This is a genomic window from Lysinibacillus sp. BNK-21 (genome assembly GCF_048684915.1).
In the GTDB taxonomy this organism is placed as follows: domain Bacteria; phylum Bacillota; class Bacilli; order Bacillales_A; family Planococcaceae; genus Lysinibacillus; species Lysinibacillus capsici.
In genome coordinates, this window is sequence record NZ_JBLQTS010000001.1 from 2,309,765 (window position 1) to 2,325,466 (window position 15,702).

The 15,702-nt window shown below is 40.3% G+C and carries 15 protein-coding genes and 2 riboswitches; of the genes, 3 read left to right on the forward strand and 12 right to left on the reverse strand.

Features of this window, described 5'->3' with window-relative positions:
• Nucleotides 1-158 precede the first annotated feature (158 nt).
• From ACMGGO_RS11725 to ACMGGO_RS11735, 3 genes are all read right to left on the reverse strand, one after another.
• Nucleotides 159-2,147 carry a S9 family peptidase gene (locus tag ACMGGO_RS11725; protein WP_420281920.1) on the reverse strand — a complete coding sequence of 663 codons (1,989 nt, stop codon included), beginning with the start codon at nt 2,145-2,147 and terminating at the stop codon, nt 159-161.
• A gap of 70 nt (nt 2,148-2,217) precedes the next feature.
• The gene (locus ACMGGO_RS11730; RefSeq protein ID WP_387253983.1) at nt 2,218-2,895 is read right to left on the reverse strand and encodes a precorrin-3B methylase; all 678 of its coding nucleotides are present in this window, start codon (nt 2,893-2,895) and stop codon (nt 2,218-2,220) included.
• 52 nt (nt 2,896-2,947) lie between these two features.
• Complete coding sequence (locus tag ACMGGO_RS11735; RefSeq protein ID WP_387253981.1) at nt 2,948-3,940, reverse strand: ABC transporter substrate-binding protein; 993 nt, start codon at nt 3,938-3,940, stop codon at nt 2,948-2,950.
• Nucleotides 3,941-4,102: 162 nt separating this feature from the next.
• Nucleotides 4,103-4,290: riboswitch (cobalamin riboswitch) on the reverse strand.
• A gap of 182 nt (nt 4,291-4,472) precedes the next feature.
• On the opposite strand from ACMGGO_RS11735, the gene ACMGGO_RS11740 reads away from it, so the two are divergent.
• Nucleotides 4,473-6,410 carry an elongation factor G gene (locus ACMGGO_RS11740; RefSeq protein ID WP_269898529.1) on the forward strand — a complete coding sequence of 646 codons (1,938 nt, stop codon included), beginning with the start codon at nt 4,473-4,475 and terminating at the stop codon, nt 6,408-6,410.
• 136 nt (nt 6,411-6,546) lie between these two features.
• Here the strand turns inward: ACMGGO_RS11740 and ACMGGO_RS11745 are convergent, their stop codons facing one another.
• The gene (locus tag ACMGGO_RS11745; protein WP_288581013.1) at nt 6,547-7,302 is read right to left on the reverse strand and encodes a hypothetical protein; all 756 of its coding nucleotides are present in this window, start codon (nt 7,300-7,302) and stop codon (nt 6,547-6,549) included.
• A gap of 225 nt (nt 7,303-7,527) precedes the next feature.
• Nucleotides 7,528-7,712, reverse strand: a riboswitch (cobalamin riboswitch).
• Nucleotides 7,713-7,923: 211 nt separating this feature from the next.
• On the opposite strand from ACMGGO_RS11745, the gene ACMGGO_RS11750 reads away from it, so the two are divergent.
• The gene (locus tag ACMGGO_RS11750; protein ID WP_279494888.1) at nt 7,924-8,691 is read left to right on the forward strand and encodes a GNAT family N-acetyltransferase; all 768 of its coding nucleotides are present in this window, start codon (nt 7,924-7,926) and stop codon (nt 8,689-8,691) included.
• Nucleotides 8,692-8,855: 164 nt separating this feature from the next.
• Here the strand turns inward: ACMGGO_RS11750 and ACMGGO_RS11755 are convergent, their stop codons facing one another.
• Nucleotides 8,856-9,236, reverse strand: coding sequence for a PH domain-containing protein (locus ACMGGO_RS11755; protein ID WP_048395723.1), 381 nt, complete (start codon nt 9,234-9,236; stop codon nt 8,856-8,858).
• Between the two features lie 110 nt (nt 9,237-9,346).
• Here ACMGGO_RS11755 and ACMGGO_RS11760 point away from each other — a divergent pair, with 110 nt between their 5' ends.
• Nucleotides 9,347-9,736 carry a hypothetical protein gene (locus ACMGGO_RS11760; protein WP_420282324.1) on the forward strand — a complete coding sequence of 130 codons (390 nt, stop codon included), beginning with the start codon at nt 9,347-9,349 and terminating at the stop codon, nt 9,734-9,736.
• A 126-nt stretch (nt 9,737-9,862) separates the two neighbouring features.
• Here ACMGGO_RS11760 and ACMGGO_RS11765 read toward each other — a convergent pair whose 3' ends face one another.
• From ACMGGO_RS11765 to ACMGGO_RS11795, 7 genes are all read right to left on the reverse strand, one after another.
• Nucleotides 9,863-11,107 (reverse strand): methyl-accepting chemotaxis protein, encoded by a 1,245-nt coding sequence (locus ACMGGO_RS11765; protein WP_259950678.1) that lies wholly within the window; start codon nt 11,105-11,107, stop codon nt 9,863-9,865.
• Between the two features lie 159 nt (nt 11,108-11,266).
• On the reverse strand, nt 11,267-12,685 hold the full coding sequence (aspA, locus tag ACMGGO_RS11770; RefSeq protein ID WP_004230240.1) for an aspartate ammonia-lyase: 1,419 nt from the start codon (nt 12,683-12,685) through the stop codon (nt 11,267-11,269).
• Nucleotides 12,686-12,840: 155 nt separating this feature from the next.
• Nucleotides 12,841-13,470 (reverse strand): NAD(P)-dependent oxidoreductase, encoded by a 630-nt coding sequence (locus tag ACMGGO_RS11775; RefSeq protein ID WP_048394487.1) that lies wholly within the window; start codon nt 13,468-13,470, stop codon nt 12,841-12,843.
• A 70-nt stretch (nt 13,471-13,540) separates the two neighbouring features.
• A complete protein-coding gene (locus ACMGGO_RS11780; protein ID WP_048394490.1) occupies nt 13,541-13,954 on the reverse strand; it encodes an Rrf2 family transcriptional regulator in 414 nt (137 codons plus the stop codon).
• Between the two features lie 105 nt (nt 13,955-14,059).
• Nucleotides 14,060-14,266: a hypothetical protein gene (locus tag ACMGGO_RS11785; protein WP_036080672.1), complete on the reverse strand. Its 207-nt coding sequence runs from the start codon at nt 14,264-14,266 to the stop codon at nt 14,060-14,062.
• A 45-nt stretch (nt 14,267-14,311) separates the two neighbouring features.
• Nucleotides 14,312-14,497 (reverse strand): hypothetical protein, encoded by a 186-nt coding sequence (locus tag ACMGGO_RS11790; protein ID WP_048394492.1) that lies wholly within the window; start codon nt 14,495-14,497, stop codon nt 14,312-14,314.
• 184 nt (nt 14,498-14,681) lie between these two features.
• Nucleotides 14,682-15,659 carry a thymidylate synthase gene (locus ACMGGO_RS11795; RefSeq protein ID WP_288580977.1) on the reverse strand — a complete coding sequence of 326 codons (978 nt, stop codon included), beginning with the start codon at nt 15,657-15,659 and terminating at the stop codon, nt 14,682-14,684.
• Between the last annotated feature and the right edge of the window lie 43 nt (nt 15,660-15,702).

A 15,702-nucleotide genomic window follows, 5' to 3' on the forward strand; every position in this document is an offset into this window, starting at 1 on the left:
CAAGGTGTGATTCTTTTTATGTAAGGAAAAGTTGATTCTACCTAAGGAGGTTCGGTATCTCTACAATAAAGACTCCAAAAGATTGAAACGTTATAAACAAACAGAGCCTTTCTATTAAAAGTAGCCTAAGAAGACTGTTCTCTTCTTAGGCCACCCGATTATAGATATTTCACAAACCAATCACGGATATATTCAAGTCGATTAATTCGTAATGTAGGCTTTCCACTTCTTGAAAGTTCATGATTCGCCTCAGGGAAACGCACGAACTTTGTTTGTTTTTTACGATATTTTAAGGCGATAAACAATTGCTCTGCCTGCTCAATTGGACAACGATAGTCTTTTTCACCATGTAAAATCAATAATGGTGTCTCCACTTTGTCTACATACTTCAGTGGCGAATGATGCCATAGCTTCTCTATATCATCGAGTCCTGCTTGAATTTGCCAGTCTGTAAAGTAATAGCCGATATCACTGACACCAGCAAAGCTAATCCAGTTCGAAATGGAGCGCTGCGTCACAGCTGCTTTAAAGCGATTTGTATGGCCCACAATCCAGTTGGTCATAAAACCACCGTAGCTTCCACCAGTTACACCTAGACGATCTTGATCAATAAAATCATAGTGCTCCATAGCGTAGTCTACCGCTGCCATTAAGTCCGCATAATCATTACCACCATAATCGCCACGTACTGCATCCACAAATTTTTGGCCATAGCCATGACTACCACGCGGATTAGTATAAAGCACTGCAAAGCCTTGTGCAGCAAGGATTTGGAATTCATTAAAGTAGGTATTACCATACATTGCATGCGGACCACCATGGATTTCAAGAATGAGAGGATACTTCTTCCCTGCTTCATAGCCAACTGGCTTCATAATCCAGCCATTGACCTTCCAGCCTTCTGCACCTTCAAATTCGATACTCTCTGGAACAGCTAATGTTTTGGTTTTTAAAAAATCTTCATTAATGGACGTCAACTGTTCTTTGTCACCTGTTTTTAGGTTCACATAAAACAGATCGCCTGGATTGGTCGTTGTGCTAATAGCCGCAATAGCCTGATCGTTTTGCGCATCAAGTGAGAAGCCATAGACATATTGATCATCATGGATAGCTGGGTAAATTTCGCCATCTAGATTTCCGTAATAAATCGCCGCATTGCCGTGATCTGTGACTTGGAAGTAGAAGCTATGATTATCATTCATCCATTGCACACGTGGTGAAGCTACACCTTGCAGGAAATCACCGATGACATAATCACCAACAGGCGCATCAAATTCACTTGTTACACAGTTTAGTAGTTTTTGCTCCATGTCATAAATCCAAAGCTTTGCTTGTGTGGCATTTTCAAATTCACGTTCTCCACCTACAAAAGAAAGATAGCGACTATTCGGAGACCAAGCTGTTTGGTAATAAGCACCCGAACCTTCTGTTAGCTTGTGACTCTGCTTAGATTCTAACTCCAATAAATAGATATCCACATTAAATGAGAAATCTAAATCCTCCGCTTTATCTGCTAAGTACGTAAGGTATTTGCCATCTGGCGACCAAGTACCCAGATGGCAGTACTCTTTGCCTTCTGTCACTTGTTCTAGCTCTCCTGATGCCACATTGACAATGGCAATATGGGTAAACTGCTCCATATCAATAAATCCACCAGCATCCGATTTGTGTTTCATTTTCTCGATTTCTAGTGGCTTTAGTTCTTTATCCTTTTTCTTCTCATCCTCCGCTTTATCTAGGATGGTTTCATCTTTCCCTAGCACGACTGAAAAAGCAATTTTCTTGCCACATGGTGACCAGACAGGGGAGGTCGCTCCATTTTTACAATGTGTCACCTGTTTTGCCTCTCCACCTGCTTTCGAAAGAACATAAATTTGCGACTTACCTGTTCTCGTTGACAAAAATGCAATTTGACTACCATCTGGTGACCAAACAGGGGAACTCGTTCTATCTTCACCAAATGTCCATTGCTGTGGTGTTTTGTCCTTCAAGTTTATGTAAAACAAATTCGATATATAGTCATTTTTCTTCTCGTCCATACGAGTCTCTACATAAACTACCTCTGTCCCATCTGGTGAAAGCTGTGGATCTGCTACTGATTTTAAGTGATAAAGATCTTCTGGTTGAATCCCTTGTTTCGATGTCATGTTCTTGCTCCTTTGTATTGTAATTTTCTGTGCCTTACTACAATACTTCGACACCCTAAGTAATATTCCTCTATTTAATTGAATTTTTTACTAGTTCCCAATATTCTGCTGACTTTGTTCTGCGATAAAATTTATAAAAGGGCTCATTTGGGCGAGCATGCTCCTTATAAAGATTTATCAGGTGCAGTAAAAAATCTTCAATTTGTGTGACGTCTACCCTCTTAGCGAATAACGTGCCTGCCTGTGCCTTTGCTCCCATTGGTACTGCCCCTAAATAGACATCAAAGCTTTCTTGTTGGTAAACGAGTCCAATATCATCATAGACTGCATTGTAGCAAGCTGATGCACAGCCATTAATATTGACACGCAGTCTTGCAGGGACCTTCATCCCCTCTATGGCATGATAGAGCTGTTCGGTTATCGGAGCAGCCTCCATTTTCTCCCCATCACAAAAATCGCAGGCCTTCATGGCTATGATTGAACCAGAGGGAGCAACATAAAGACCTGCTTCCTGTAAGGCTTGCACCGCTTCCGTGGCATCGCACGTTGGTATGGATACGAGTATACTATAGGAAGCAGAATATTTTATCGCCCCCTTTTCGCCAGCAATTTCGGCTATTTTTTGGAATTGTGCAGGAGTATAATGCTTATTAATAATGCCAGGGCTAACGGCTAGACGGGTAAACTCACCATGACGGTTCAGTGTTTCAAATGTTTGATCTGGTACATTTTTTTGAAATGCGTTCATTTTTATCGCTCCTTATAAAAAAGGAGCTAGCAAAAACGCTAGCTCGAATGGATTAAAAGTTTTCAGGATAGAAGCCCTTTGCTAAAATTTCAATGGCCTCTGCCGCACGAACCCCTTCAGACGCTGCTGAAAGTGGCAGGATGACAAAGCGCTCATTTTTGACCGCTTCCATCTCCTTTAAGGCTGGATCATTTTTTAAGAATTGGATCTTTTGGTCTGCCGTTGTTTCACCGTAATCAATCACGACAACTACCTCTGGGTTGCGGTCTACTGCATCTTCCTTCGACACAGTTGTCCAGCCTGATTCCACATCACCAAAGATATTTTGTCCACCCGCGATTGTCACAAGCTCATTCATAAAGTTTTGACCAGCTGTAAATACATCCTTTTCACCGCTATCAAACACAAGAACACGTAATTTTTCGCTATCTTTTGGTAATTTAGCTTGTACTGCCTCTACATCTTTCGTCATTTGCTCAATTAAAGCTTCGCCACGATCCTCAATACGGAAAATCTTCGCGATATTGCGAATATCAGTGAAAATATCCTCTATTGTTGGCTTTGTCATGTTGGAAGCCGTATGTAAATACGTATGGATGCCTAATTCTTCAAGCTCTTCTGGTGTGCCTACACCCTTTTCGCCAAAGCCACTTTTCCAGCCAGCATATAGGAAATCTGCCTCGGCATCGATGACTTGCTCCTTCGTTGGGTATTGATCGGAAAGAACAGGGACCTTATCGTATGCCTCTTGCAGTGGTTCATAGATTTTATCATCTAAGTAAGCTGTCCCTACCATAGAATCCTCTAAACCAAGTGCTAGCATAATTTCTGTCACATGTTGATTTAAGCTAATCGCTTTTGTTGGTGCTTCCGTATATGTTTGAGTTGTGTCATTATTTTTAATGGTTACTGCTGCTGCCGCCTCAGATGGCTCAACCTTTTCACCTTGTGCAGCTGATTCCGTTTTGTCCTTTGCGTTACAAGCCCCTAAAACAGCGACCAAGGCAATGATCATCATCAACCATATACTTTTCCATTTCTTCATGTCCTTTTCTCCTTTGCTGTTAAAATATAGAAAGAAATCAGAGACTTCTTTACTACTAAGGTAGTTGGAAGGGCATAAAAAAACCCTCTTGTCGCCAAGAGAGTAGCATAGTGAAATAACGGTATCATTACCTTCATCACTATCCCCATCCTCGTGGTTCTTAGTCAAAAAATACATACTGGCAGGTATCCTGGCTTAGGTTCATCATCTATACGCCTTCCCATAGTTTCACTACAGTGGCATGCTGTATAGACTCCCCATTTACAGTTGCGGGACAGCATCGGAATTGCACCGATTTCCCTTTTAAGCAAATGACCAATGCCATTTGCACCAATACGTTCTATAATGGTCAATACTATTGATAGACTAGCAGAAGAAAATTTATCGCGCAATCAGTAGTATGACACTAAAAGTATAATCATCATTATATTAGCACTATTTCGACATAAAGACGAACTATTTTACAAGAAATATAGAAGCTAGTATTCTGTTACAATAAAAAGATAGCATTCTATAGAAACGAGGATTTCTTATGTACAAAACGATCGGTGTACTTGCGCACGTGGATGCAGGAAAAACGACCTTCTCTGAGCAAGTGCTTTTTCATACAAATAGTATTCAAGCACGGGGGCGTGTTGATCATCAGGATACCTTTCTTGATCATCATGAGCTAGAGCGCAGACGGGGCATTACGATATTTGCCGAGCAAGGGCGCATGAATATTGGCGATGATACATACACATTGATTGATACGCCAGGGCATGTCGATTTCTCCCCTGAGATGGAGCGTGCCATTCGTGTGATGGATTATGCCATTATTATCATTAGCGCTGTCGAAGGGATACAGGGCCATACAGAAACAGTGTGGCAACTTTTACGTCAATACCATGTCCCTACCTTCTTCTTTATCAACAAAATGGATCGTGAGGGTGCCAATATGGAGGCCGTCATCAGCCAGCTTCGCAAAGATTGCTCTCAGCATGTATTGCTCATCGATGAGCCACTGCGAGCAGACTATGTATCAAATAATATTATGGAATGGCTGGCGGAGCGCGACGAAAAATTGCTTGATGCCTTTCTAAATGAGTCATTGGAGCATGAACAGTGTCTTGCTCAATTAAAGGAAATGATTAAAAATGAAGGTGCCTTCCCTTGCTTTGCTGGCTCGGCCTTAAAGGATGAGGGCATTCAGGAATTTCTTGACCAGCTCCCGCTGTTAACGGCTTCCCATTTTGACAAGGATGCCCCGTTTGAGGGCGAGGTTTTTAAGATTCGTCATGATGGGCACCAGCGTTTAACCTTTATGAAGGCAACCAAGGGCTCGTTGCATGTACGAGATGAATTTTCATTTGACGAAGTAACAGAAAAAGTGACCGAAATTCGCCTTTATAACGGCAGTCGCTTTGAGACCGTTCAACAGGTAGAGGCAGGAGAAATTTTCGCTGTCAAAGGACTGAGCCAGGCAAACATTGGGGATCGAATCGGTACAACGATGCTATCACAGCCCTATGAGCTTGTCCCAACCTTACAGGCAAAGGTTCAATATGAGGGTGATCAGCATATCAAGGAAGTGCTACAGATTTTCCGTTTACTCGAAGCAGAAGAACCGTCCTTGCGTGTGGTCTGGCAGGAAAAATTTCAGGAAATCCATGTGCATATTATGGGTGCCATTCAATTGGAGGTCCTGACAGAGGTATTAATGACGCGTTTTTCATTAGCTGTCTCCTTTGGTGAGCCGCAAATTTTATACATGGAAACCATTGCGACGACCGTAACGGGCTATGGTCATTTCGAGCCCCTCAAGCATTATGCAGAAGTTCATTTATTAATGGAGCCAAATCCACGTGGAACAGGTAATACCTTCACCAATGCCTGTCATGCCGATCATTTATCTGTAGGCAATCAGCGCCTTGTTGAAAAGCATCTGTTTGAGCGTGACCATCATGGGCTACTGACAGGCTTCCCTGTAACAGATATTCATTTTACACTTCTAACAGGTCGCGGGCACAATGAACATACATCGGGGGGAGATTTCCGTGAAGCCAGTTTCCGTGCCCTGCGTCAGGGGCTGGAGCAGGCACAAAATGTCCTACTTGAACCCTATTATCGCTTTAAAATGAAAGCTTCAAATGACTTTATCGGTCGTATGATGACTGATATTCAGCAAGCAGCTGGCACGTTCGATGACCCGATTTTATCCGAAACGGATGTTATCCTAACAGGTCGTGCACCTGTTGCCACTTTAATGAGCTACAGCACAACCTTTGCCGCCTATACAAATGGGAAAGGTGCACTCACACTCCAATTTGATGGCTATGATGTGTGCCATAATACAGAGGATGTGATTGCACAGATTGGCTACGATAAAAATGCCGACCCTGAGTATAGTTCCTCTAGTATCTTTTGTGCTAAGGGCAAAGGATATTCGGTTCCATGGCAAGAAGCACAGGCAGCCATGCATTGCCTGTAGGGTGGGCGCTTCGGGTATTTCCTCGGCTTCCACTGGTATCCATCGCTCTAGCGCGGGTATTTCTTGCTTGGGCTTCAATATATCTCTACCCTGCCATAAGATATTACAAGCCCTCCAAAAAATGGAGGGCTTGTTTTTATAGTGCACCGACAGCTTTCTTTGTTGGATTGTCCAACAAATATGCGGGTTCAACTATTACATAGTCATGCTTGTTCGTAAAATCAATTAGTACCTTACCAGGTTGACTTTTTAATAGTTGTAGATGATCAATTAATTGCAGTAAAAGCTCGTGACCGTTGCCACGTGGATGCCAGTTGAAATGATAATCATTTAACGCTTGCACCGCTTCAATAAATTGGGCATATTCCTGCTGCACAAATGCAATGAGTTTGTCATGATGAGATGCTAAATCATATAAATATGTTTCGTAAAAGCGCATGACAATCGAGCATAATAAGTCATTGACACGAGCGGCACTTAAAACAGGCTTTGGCTCCAATGATAGACGGTCGAGGTTGGGCTTTGCGCGTGTAGAATCAATGCGCGTAATTAAGTGATACGCTTCTCCGTTGACCTCATAGACAATCGGATTGGTCGGCATGTACATCATAAAACTATTCGTCTTTGTTTTTAGTTCATCTGCTATGGCTGCTTTCGCTAAAAGATGACCGTCCACATCCCCATTTTGTATCCAAATAATTTCTTTATTATATAAGATTTGCTCAAAGAAGCGATCATTACGAATCAGCTTCGTTGCTAATAATTGATCGATCAGAGACTCGACCACCATTCTTGTTTTCGCTTTCTTGGCAACTTCTGTCCGTGGTTGCTTACAAATGTTCAGATCTTCATAAGGCGTTTCCAACATTGTCGTTACATGAATATTTGTCATACGTGCATCCCCTTTGCGTACATATTTTCAAAACAAAAAGGACTCCCTACTTTTGAGGAAATCCTTCATTTTATCTTCTTTCATCACACAATGCCAAACAAACCCTAAGTATGTGTGAACGAGTTCGATTGTGAACCCTTTCATTTACTATGGGCGTTTGACGTACTGTGACGAACAGAGCATTCTGTTTTGTCAACATGCCACCTCCTATTCCTCGTAGGTTTATGGTGTGTACTCGTAACAGGCAGGTATCCTGACTCATGATCATCGCTTCTTTTCTCCTTCCCGTCCAAAGACAGTGGATACTGAAAAGTCGCTCACATTTACAGTTGCGGGACAGTGTCGGATTCGCACCGACTTCCCTTTTAAGCAAATTGCACGCAATTTACACCTCTTACTACACGCTATTCAGTTGTCATAGGAATGAGTATAGGCACATTCCTATTAGATTACTAAAATCAATTGTAAAGTAGTGTTTTTCTAAAGTCAAATATCACAATATTTTCCAAACTACTAATAAAGTTATAGCGGGATATAAAAAAGGTGAACTGCGTATTTTTTATCTTTCATTGACTTTATAATGAAAGATAGTGAACTTCTAATAGTGGAAGGATGAAAAATATGAAAACAAGTCAACAATTAGTAACGAGTAATTTAGAGGAAAAAATGAAACTATTTACTGGAGCCGTTTCTGGACAAATTATAGAGGAAGCTCATTTTGTCATAGCCAATACAAATATTCCAACTGATACATTTAATTTGTTAGTAGCGAAATCGCCTATAATTCATAAGGAAAATCATCTTAAACAAAGGATTAATCATTTCATTGTGAATAAACTTCCCTTCAGCACGTGGGTGGATGCCAACTATCTAAGCGATGATTGGCTACAGCTGATAAAAGACTGCAATTTACAGGAAGCTGAACGAAATATGATGATGAAGCTTGACCATACACTTCACACAGGTCCACGAATTTCCAATTATCTTACCATCACAGAAGTAAGTAACAAGGAAGAGCTTCTACAATATAAGGAAGTTTTTCTAAGTTTATTTGGAGAAACAGCAGAAAGAGATGCATTAGAAATTTACTTTCATCAATTCTCACAGGAAAAACTAGCATCAAATGCTCGCATGTTTATTGGTTGTATAAAGGAAGTACCTATCGCTACGGGATTATTAATCGACAGTAAACATAGCTATGGGATTTATGATGTGATGACAAAAGATGCGTATAGGGGCAAGGGTTATGGCAGTGAGATGTTTCAATTCCTACTCAGTCAAACAATCGATAAGCAAAAGCCCGTAGTCTTACAGGCATCAGAGGATGGAAAAAATATTTATAAACGCTTCGGGTTTAAAGAAGTCGGAGAAATGATTGTATTTGAATAAGACTTCGCCAAGGCGCTCTTATTTACACTTGACAGTATTTTCGAGCTTACCGTAATCATGAAGCTGATTTAAAATCCGTTACACCGACCCCTTCCTGGCACGACAGAAAAGCCTCGCAAATCTGCGGGCTTTTTGGTTGTGCACACGTACTATTAGCACCTTCATTACGTCCCCAAAACATACTGTGCTAAGACGCTTTGCACCTTATAAATATTTGTCGCCTTATTGAAGTTTTTTTGAATCGGTAATGGACTGCCAGACACCCATATTTTAAGCTCTGCATCTAAATCAAATGTTCCAGCTGTTTCGACTGAAAAATGAACGATATTTTTATAGGGAATGGAATGATACTCTGTTTTCTTGCCAGTCACTCCTTGCTTATCAATGAGGATCAATCGTTTATTGGTAAAAATAAACGTGTCTCTAATAATTTTATAGGCGTTCTTGACTGTCTCGTTTGGAATTAATAAATTATGGACCTCCTCCTGTAGTTTTTCTAAATTCACCTCGCTTGCATTGCCGATCAATCCATCAAATAAGCCCACTATCTGTCCCCTTTCGCTCTCGTTTATTTAATGTATTACAAAAAAGTGAGAGCTACGACAGGAAATGGTGGTATTATTTAGCCTATAAAGGGGGTGAGTGGTTGCGAATAATGATAGTTGCCTTAGTGTCTCTACTAGCCGTTGTTTTACTAGGATGTAATGAAAAACCAGATGATGAATTAGCTAAGGTCAGCATTTCTATTGGTGCTAAATTTAACAAGGTGAACACTGATTTTTTTAAAGAATATACGGATGAAGAATCACTTACACTATTCCAACAAGCCATTGCAACAACAGTCAAAAACGAGGGTGTTGTCAATATGGCTTCGCCAGAATATGATGTACAAATAGTGGACAAGGCAGGAAACAAATATGGCTATCATCTTTGGTTAGGTGATAAAGGGCAAAACAGTAGTTTGATGCATGTCGAGGATACGCATACGATCTACACAATATCTGAGGATTTCACTGGGAAACTAATTGCGCTGGTTCGACCATAAAAACACTTTCCATGTATTCTAGAAAAGTGTTTTTATGGTCAATCATTTCTACTTTGTGGCTTTTCGTAGTATTGATGAAGATGCTTATTTAGGGCTTAAAAAACCTAGAAAAATACTTTTCATTGCCTAAACCTGAAACTGGTTAGTTAACTTTTGTAAGTTATCCGCTTGGACACTTAAATCCTGTGTGACATGATTAACTGCTTGCATTGAGGCTGTTTGCTCATCCATTGAATGTAAAACAGCTTCTGTATAATTCGATAGCTTGCCCATGCCAGCTGCGATGGTTGTCACAGTGGATGCCACTTCATTGGCGCTACTTGAAAGCTGCTCAGCTGTCGTCGAAATATCCTCCAGCTGACTTGTCATCTGACTAACATGCTGTGAAATTGTGCCAAATGATTTTGTCGCTTCGTCAATGACATACACTCCTTGTTGAACATTTTTCAAATCATCTTCTACTGATGAGGCTACTTGTTTTGTATCACTTTCTATTCCTACAACTAAATCCACAATTTGCGTAGCAGAGTGCTTTGATTGTTCTGCTAATTGACGCACTTCTTCAGCTACAACGGCGAAGCCTTTACCATGCTCCCCAGCGCGTGCTGCTTCTATGGCCGCATTTAATGCTAGTAGATTTGTTTGATCTGTAATGGTAGTAATCATATCTGTCATTGATTTAATATCTGACATTTTAAGGGATAATTGCTGCATCAATCCACTTGTTTTTTCTGTTGAAGAGGAAATAAATTGCATTTGCTCTTTTGCCACATGTAAAATATTTGCACCATTTCCTGCTATCTCGCTAGCATCTTTCGCATGCACAAACACATCTTGTGTGGCTACTGTAATTCGCTCAATGCCATCAACGGTTTCTTGCATAGATTTAGCACTATCATTAGCCGATTGTGCTGCTTGCTTCAAGCCCTCTGACGTCTTCTCCATTTGTTGATCTACTTCTTCCACAGCAAGTGTAATTTCATTCGTACTCGCAGATAATTCCTCGATGCTTGCTGATAAATCTGTAGAGCTGTGCGCAATTTTTTGTGTCATTGTTCGTAATTGTTCCTGCATCTCTAAAAAGGATTGTGCTAGTTGAGAAATTTCACCATTATCACGAACCTCAATGACAACGGTATCTAATTGACCTGCCGTAATTCCTTGTGCAGCCTCTGTGATTTGTTTGATAGGCTGTATCACTTTGTAATGGACATACACTGTGTAAGATAGTGTAATAGCAATTCCTACAATCGTTAACACGGTAGAAAACCAATCCAATGTCGTTACATTGGCTAAATCGATAAATAAAATAACGATCATTAAAACATTTAAAACGGAAAAGCCAAGTAAACTCTTTTTTCGTAAACTCATTACAAATTCCCCCAACTAAAATATGTCTTCCATACCATTATTATAGTTGAATAATCCTAAAATACATAAGGATACGCTCTATTTTATATGAGAAAAGGTCTACAAAAAAAGACTATAGACAGCCTTTTAGGGCATGTCTACAGTCCATAATTGCTCGTTTTATTTTAATTTCATGATACTAGAACCCGCAATACCTGGGTGTGTCATTTCATATGGATCTAAAATCAAGTCTAATTGTTCTTTTGTTAGGACGCCTTCTTCAATGCAAAGCTCACGAATTGAACGACCTGTTAAAATAGCTTCACGTGCTAGACGAGCAGCTACTTCATAACCGATGTGAGGGTTAACTGCTGTTAGCACGCCTACACTTTTTTCTACATATTCTTTCATGCGCTCTTCATTTGCTTCAATATCTTTTAAGCAGTTTTCTGTAAACGCACGGAATACATTATTCATAATGCTAATCGATTGGATTAGGTTGAACACTAATACAGGCTCCATTACGTTTAATTCTAATTGACCAGCTTCCGATGCTAGAGAAATTGTATGGTCATTCCCAATTACTTGGAAGGCTACTTGATTCAGCACCTCAGGCATAACTGGGTTAACTTTACCTGGCATAATTGAAGAACCTGGTTGACGAGCTGGTAACAGGATTTCTCCTAAGCCTGCGCGAGGACCAGAAGCCATTAAACGCAAGTCATTAGCAATTTTAGACATATTAATCATACAGATTTTTAAAGCGCCTGATACTTCTGTGTAGGCATCTGTATTTTGTGTTGCATCCACTAAATGCGTTGCACCTTTTAATGGTAAACCAGAAATTTCAGCAAGATGCTCATCAACAGATTTAATGTAGTCTGGGAAGGCATTTAAGCCTGTTCCGACAGCCGTTGCACCCATGTTCACATCATATAAATTCGGGCGAGTTTGACGAATGCGTACGATATCACGGTTGATCACGCGGCAATAAGCTTCAAACTCTTGTCCTAAGCGGATTGGCACGGCATCCTGTAAATGCGTACGTCCCATTTTAATGACATGAGCAAATTGCTCTGCTTTTTGATGGAAAACGGATTGCATATAATCCATCGTTACTAATAATTCATCTATTAAATTTAACACAGCGATATGAATAGCTGTTGGGAAAGCATCATTTGTTGATTGTGACATATTGACATGACTGTTTGGGCTTACTGTGTGATAGTCACCTTTTTCTTTCCCTAAAATTTCTAGGGCACGGTTAGCGATGACCTCATTGGCATTCATATTGATGGATGTACCTGCACCACCTTGAATTGGGTCTACAATAAATTCAGCATCCCATTTGCCATCAATCACTTCTTGCGCTGCTTCGACAATTGCCTCACCAATTTCTTTTGATAATAGGTGTACTTCCATATTACTTAATGCAGCTGCCTTCTTCACAATCCCCATTGCTTTAATAAGTGATGAGTGAATTGTGTAGCCTGTAATTGGGAAGTTTTCCGTAGCACGTAGTGTTTGAATTCCGTAATACGCCTCTGCTGGTAATACGCGCTCACCTAAAAAATCTTTTTCTATTCGTTGTGTTGACATTATTGTCGTCTCCTTTTATGTAATACTCACACTTGATAGTAGCTAATAAAAGTCGTATTGTAAACAGTCATTTTTCTGTAAACGAAAAAAATCCTTCAAAAAAGCAAAAAAATCACAAAAAACCGAGCGCATTTCCTACGCTCGGTTGCATTTTATTATTTATTTGACGTTACTGTGAAACGGCTATTAACGTGCTGTGGGTTTTCTAATTCATCGACGACAGCCACTGCGTAATCGGCATAGCTGACATAGCTTTCCCCCGCGTCATTTACTAATAAGTGGTCGACTCCTGCTGTATAGTGACCTGTACGTGGTCCTTCTGGATCGAAAAATGCAGATGGACTAATAAATGTCCAAGTAATGGATGATTGTTGTAAATCCTGTAGGTTTTGTCCTTGATTTTGCGCTGTTGCTAAATACATGGCTGGGAAATCTGGTGTATCCATCACACGCACTTTTTTCTCTGGGTCCACAAATAGGCTACCCGCTCCCCCTACAACCACTAATTTTGTAGGAATACCTTGGAAAATCGAGATTAAATGACGACCAGCTTTGACATGTAAATCTTCTTGTCCAGCTGGAGCACCGAATGCATTGACAACGACATCGAAGCCTTTTACATCATCTTGCGTCACATCAAACACATCTTTTTCAATTACTGGAATAGCAGCTGTCACTTTTGCTGCTGAACGAACGATGGCTGTGACCTCATGACCACGTTGTACCGCTTCCTCTACTATTTTTTGTCCAGCTTTTCCTGTTGCACCAATTACGGCAATTTTCATGATTTATTCCTCCTAAGGTTTAGTTGTAACCATTTTAGTTACAGGTTAGATACAAGAAGACCATCTCCGTCTAAGTACGAAGCTGATCTAGCACATCCTGTAGCGTCTGTGCTTGTAATTGCTCTTCCATTGCCAGCCACACAGATGTATAGACACCCTCTAATGTATGCTTGATTTTTTGACCTACTGCACACGCTGGATTGGGCTCATCATGAATGGCAAATAGCTGCTCTGGCCCATCAATTGCCTGATAAATCGCTAGCAGTGTTAAATCCTTTGGCTCTACTAATAGCTCATAGCCAGCCATGCCAGAATGAGAAGAAAGTAAGCCTGCTTTTTTTAGCACACCAATCATTCTTCTTACGACTACTGGATTGGTATTCACACTTCCAGCTATAAAATCGGACGTAAGGAGACTTTTATCAGAGGTTGTAGCAATGAGCGAAAGAATATGGATCGCCACCGAAAATCGACTGTTCACCATATGTATCACCACCTGTTGTAACTATTATAGTTACAGGTGCAGAAAAAAGTCAAGCCCTGTCACCTGTATATATTGTTCCCCGTTATGCTGTTGCTAATGTATCGCTTATATTTTTTTTACGTAAATGACTAATTCCTGTCGTATTTGACCGTTGTCCTCATAAAAATCTAAATTATGAAATTCATATTTAAAGTGACCTACAGGAAATGTCACACTTTCTCCTTGCGCTGCTGCCAAAATGCCTGCTACATCTTGTGACACCATATGTAGCAGCTCTTCCCCAGAATAAGAATCGATAAAAATAACGTTCATAAAAAAACACCTCCATAGCCATTATAGCTTAGGAGGCGCTTACATTTATAGTGTATCTTTATAACCTTTCAAACGAATCTCTTCGATGATTTGCATCATTTCTTGAATTTGCTGCTGCGACAATTCGATCTTGTTACAAGAATATGCATGTTGCACAGAACCCATGCTTTGTTCTGGCTCGCTTTGCTGTCGATCATATTCATCTACTAGAAGTACCATTGTATTTTTCACAACTATCACCCCTACAATATAATGGACTATTCCCATTATACCAAATAATGCTAATTATACCATAATAACTATAATTAATTTCTTTTCATCCAGTCATCCAACTACTTGCCTATTTCGTAAAACAAATAGTTAGTCCTAGATCTTTGTTTGAAAAAAACAGCAACCAAAATGGCTGCTGTTAGCATTATACGGCAATTGGTGCTTTAATCGCAGGATGTGGATCATATCCTTCAATCGATAAATCCTCAAGCTCTATATCAAAGATGGATGTTTTATTTGGATTGATGTGCAATGTTGGTAGGTTTCTTGGCTCACGTGATAGCTGTTCTTTCACTTGCTCCACATGGTTTGCATAAATATGTGCATCCCCAATGCTATGAATAAATTCGCCAACCTCTAGGCCACACTCATGTGCAACCAAATGTGTTAATAAGGCGTAAGACGCAATATTGAATGGACAGCCTAATAATGTATCAAGGCTTCTTTGCATTAACTGGCAGCTTAATTTACCATTTGCTACATAAAATTGGAACATCACATGGCACGGTGGTAATGCAGCTTTACTGCCCTTTGCGCCCGCATTAATGACATCCTCAGGATTCCATGCATTGACAATGATACGGCGTGAATCAGGTTGATGCTTAATCTGATGAATGACATCCTGTAGCTGATCAAGGCTATCGCCATCAGAGGTTGTCCAATGGCGCCATTGTTTGCCATAGACATTTCCGAGATCTCCATATTGCTGTGCAAAGTCATCATCTATTAAGACACGTTCACAAAATGAGGCAAGTTCTTTTTGATACAATGCGTTAAATGACTCGTCTACTAAACAGCGTCGACCAAAATCTGTCATATCAGGACCTTTATACTCATCAGATTCCACCCATTTTTTAAATGCCCATTCATCCCAGATGTGGTTATTATGCTGCAATAGGTAACGGATATTGGTATCCCCTTTAATGAACCATAATAATTCACTTGCTACAAGCTTAAAGGGCACACGCTTTGTCGTTAGAAGAGGAAAACCTTTGCTTAAATCAAAACGCATTTGATACCCAAAGACACTGTATGTACCTGTCCCCGTTCGATCCTCTTTCTTTGTGCCATTTTCTAATATATGTTGTAGTAAATTTAAGTACGCGAATTCTGGATGCGTCATTTTTCTTCAACAGCTCCTTCAAGTTTGCTGTTGATCATTATAC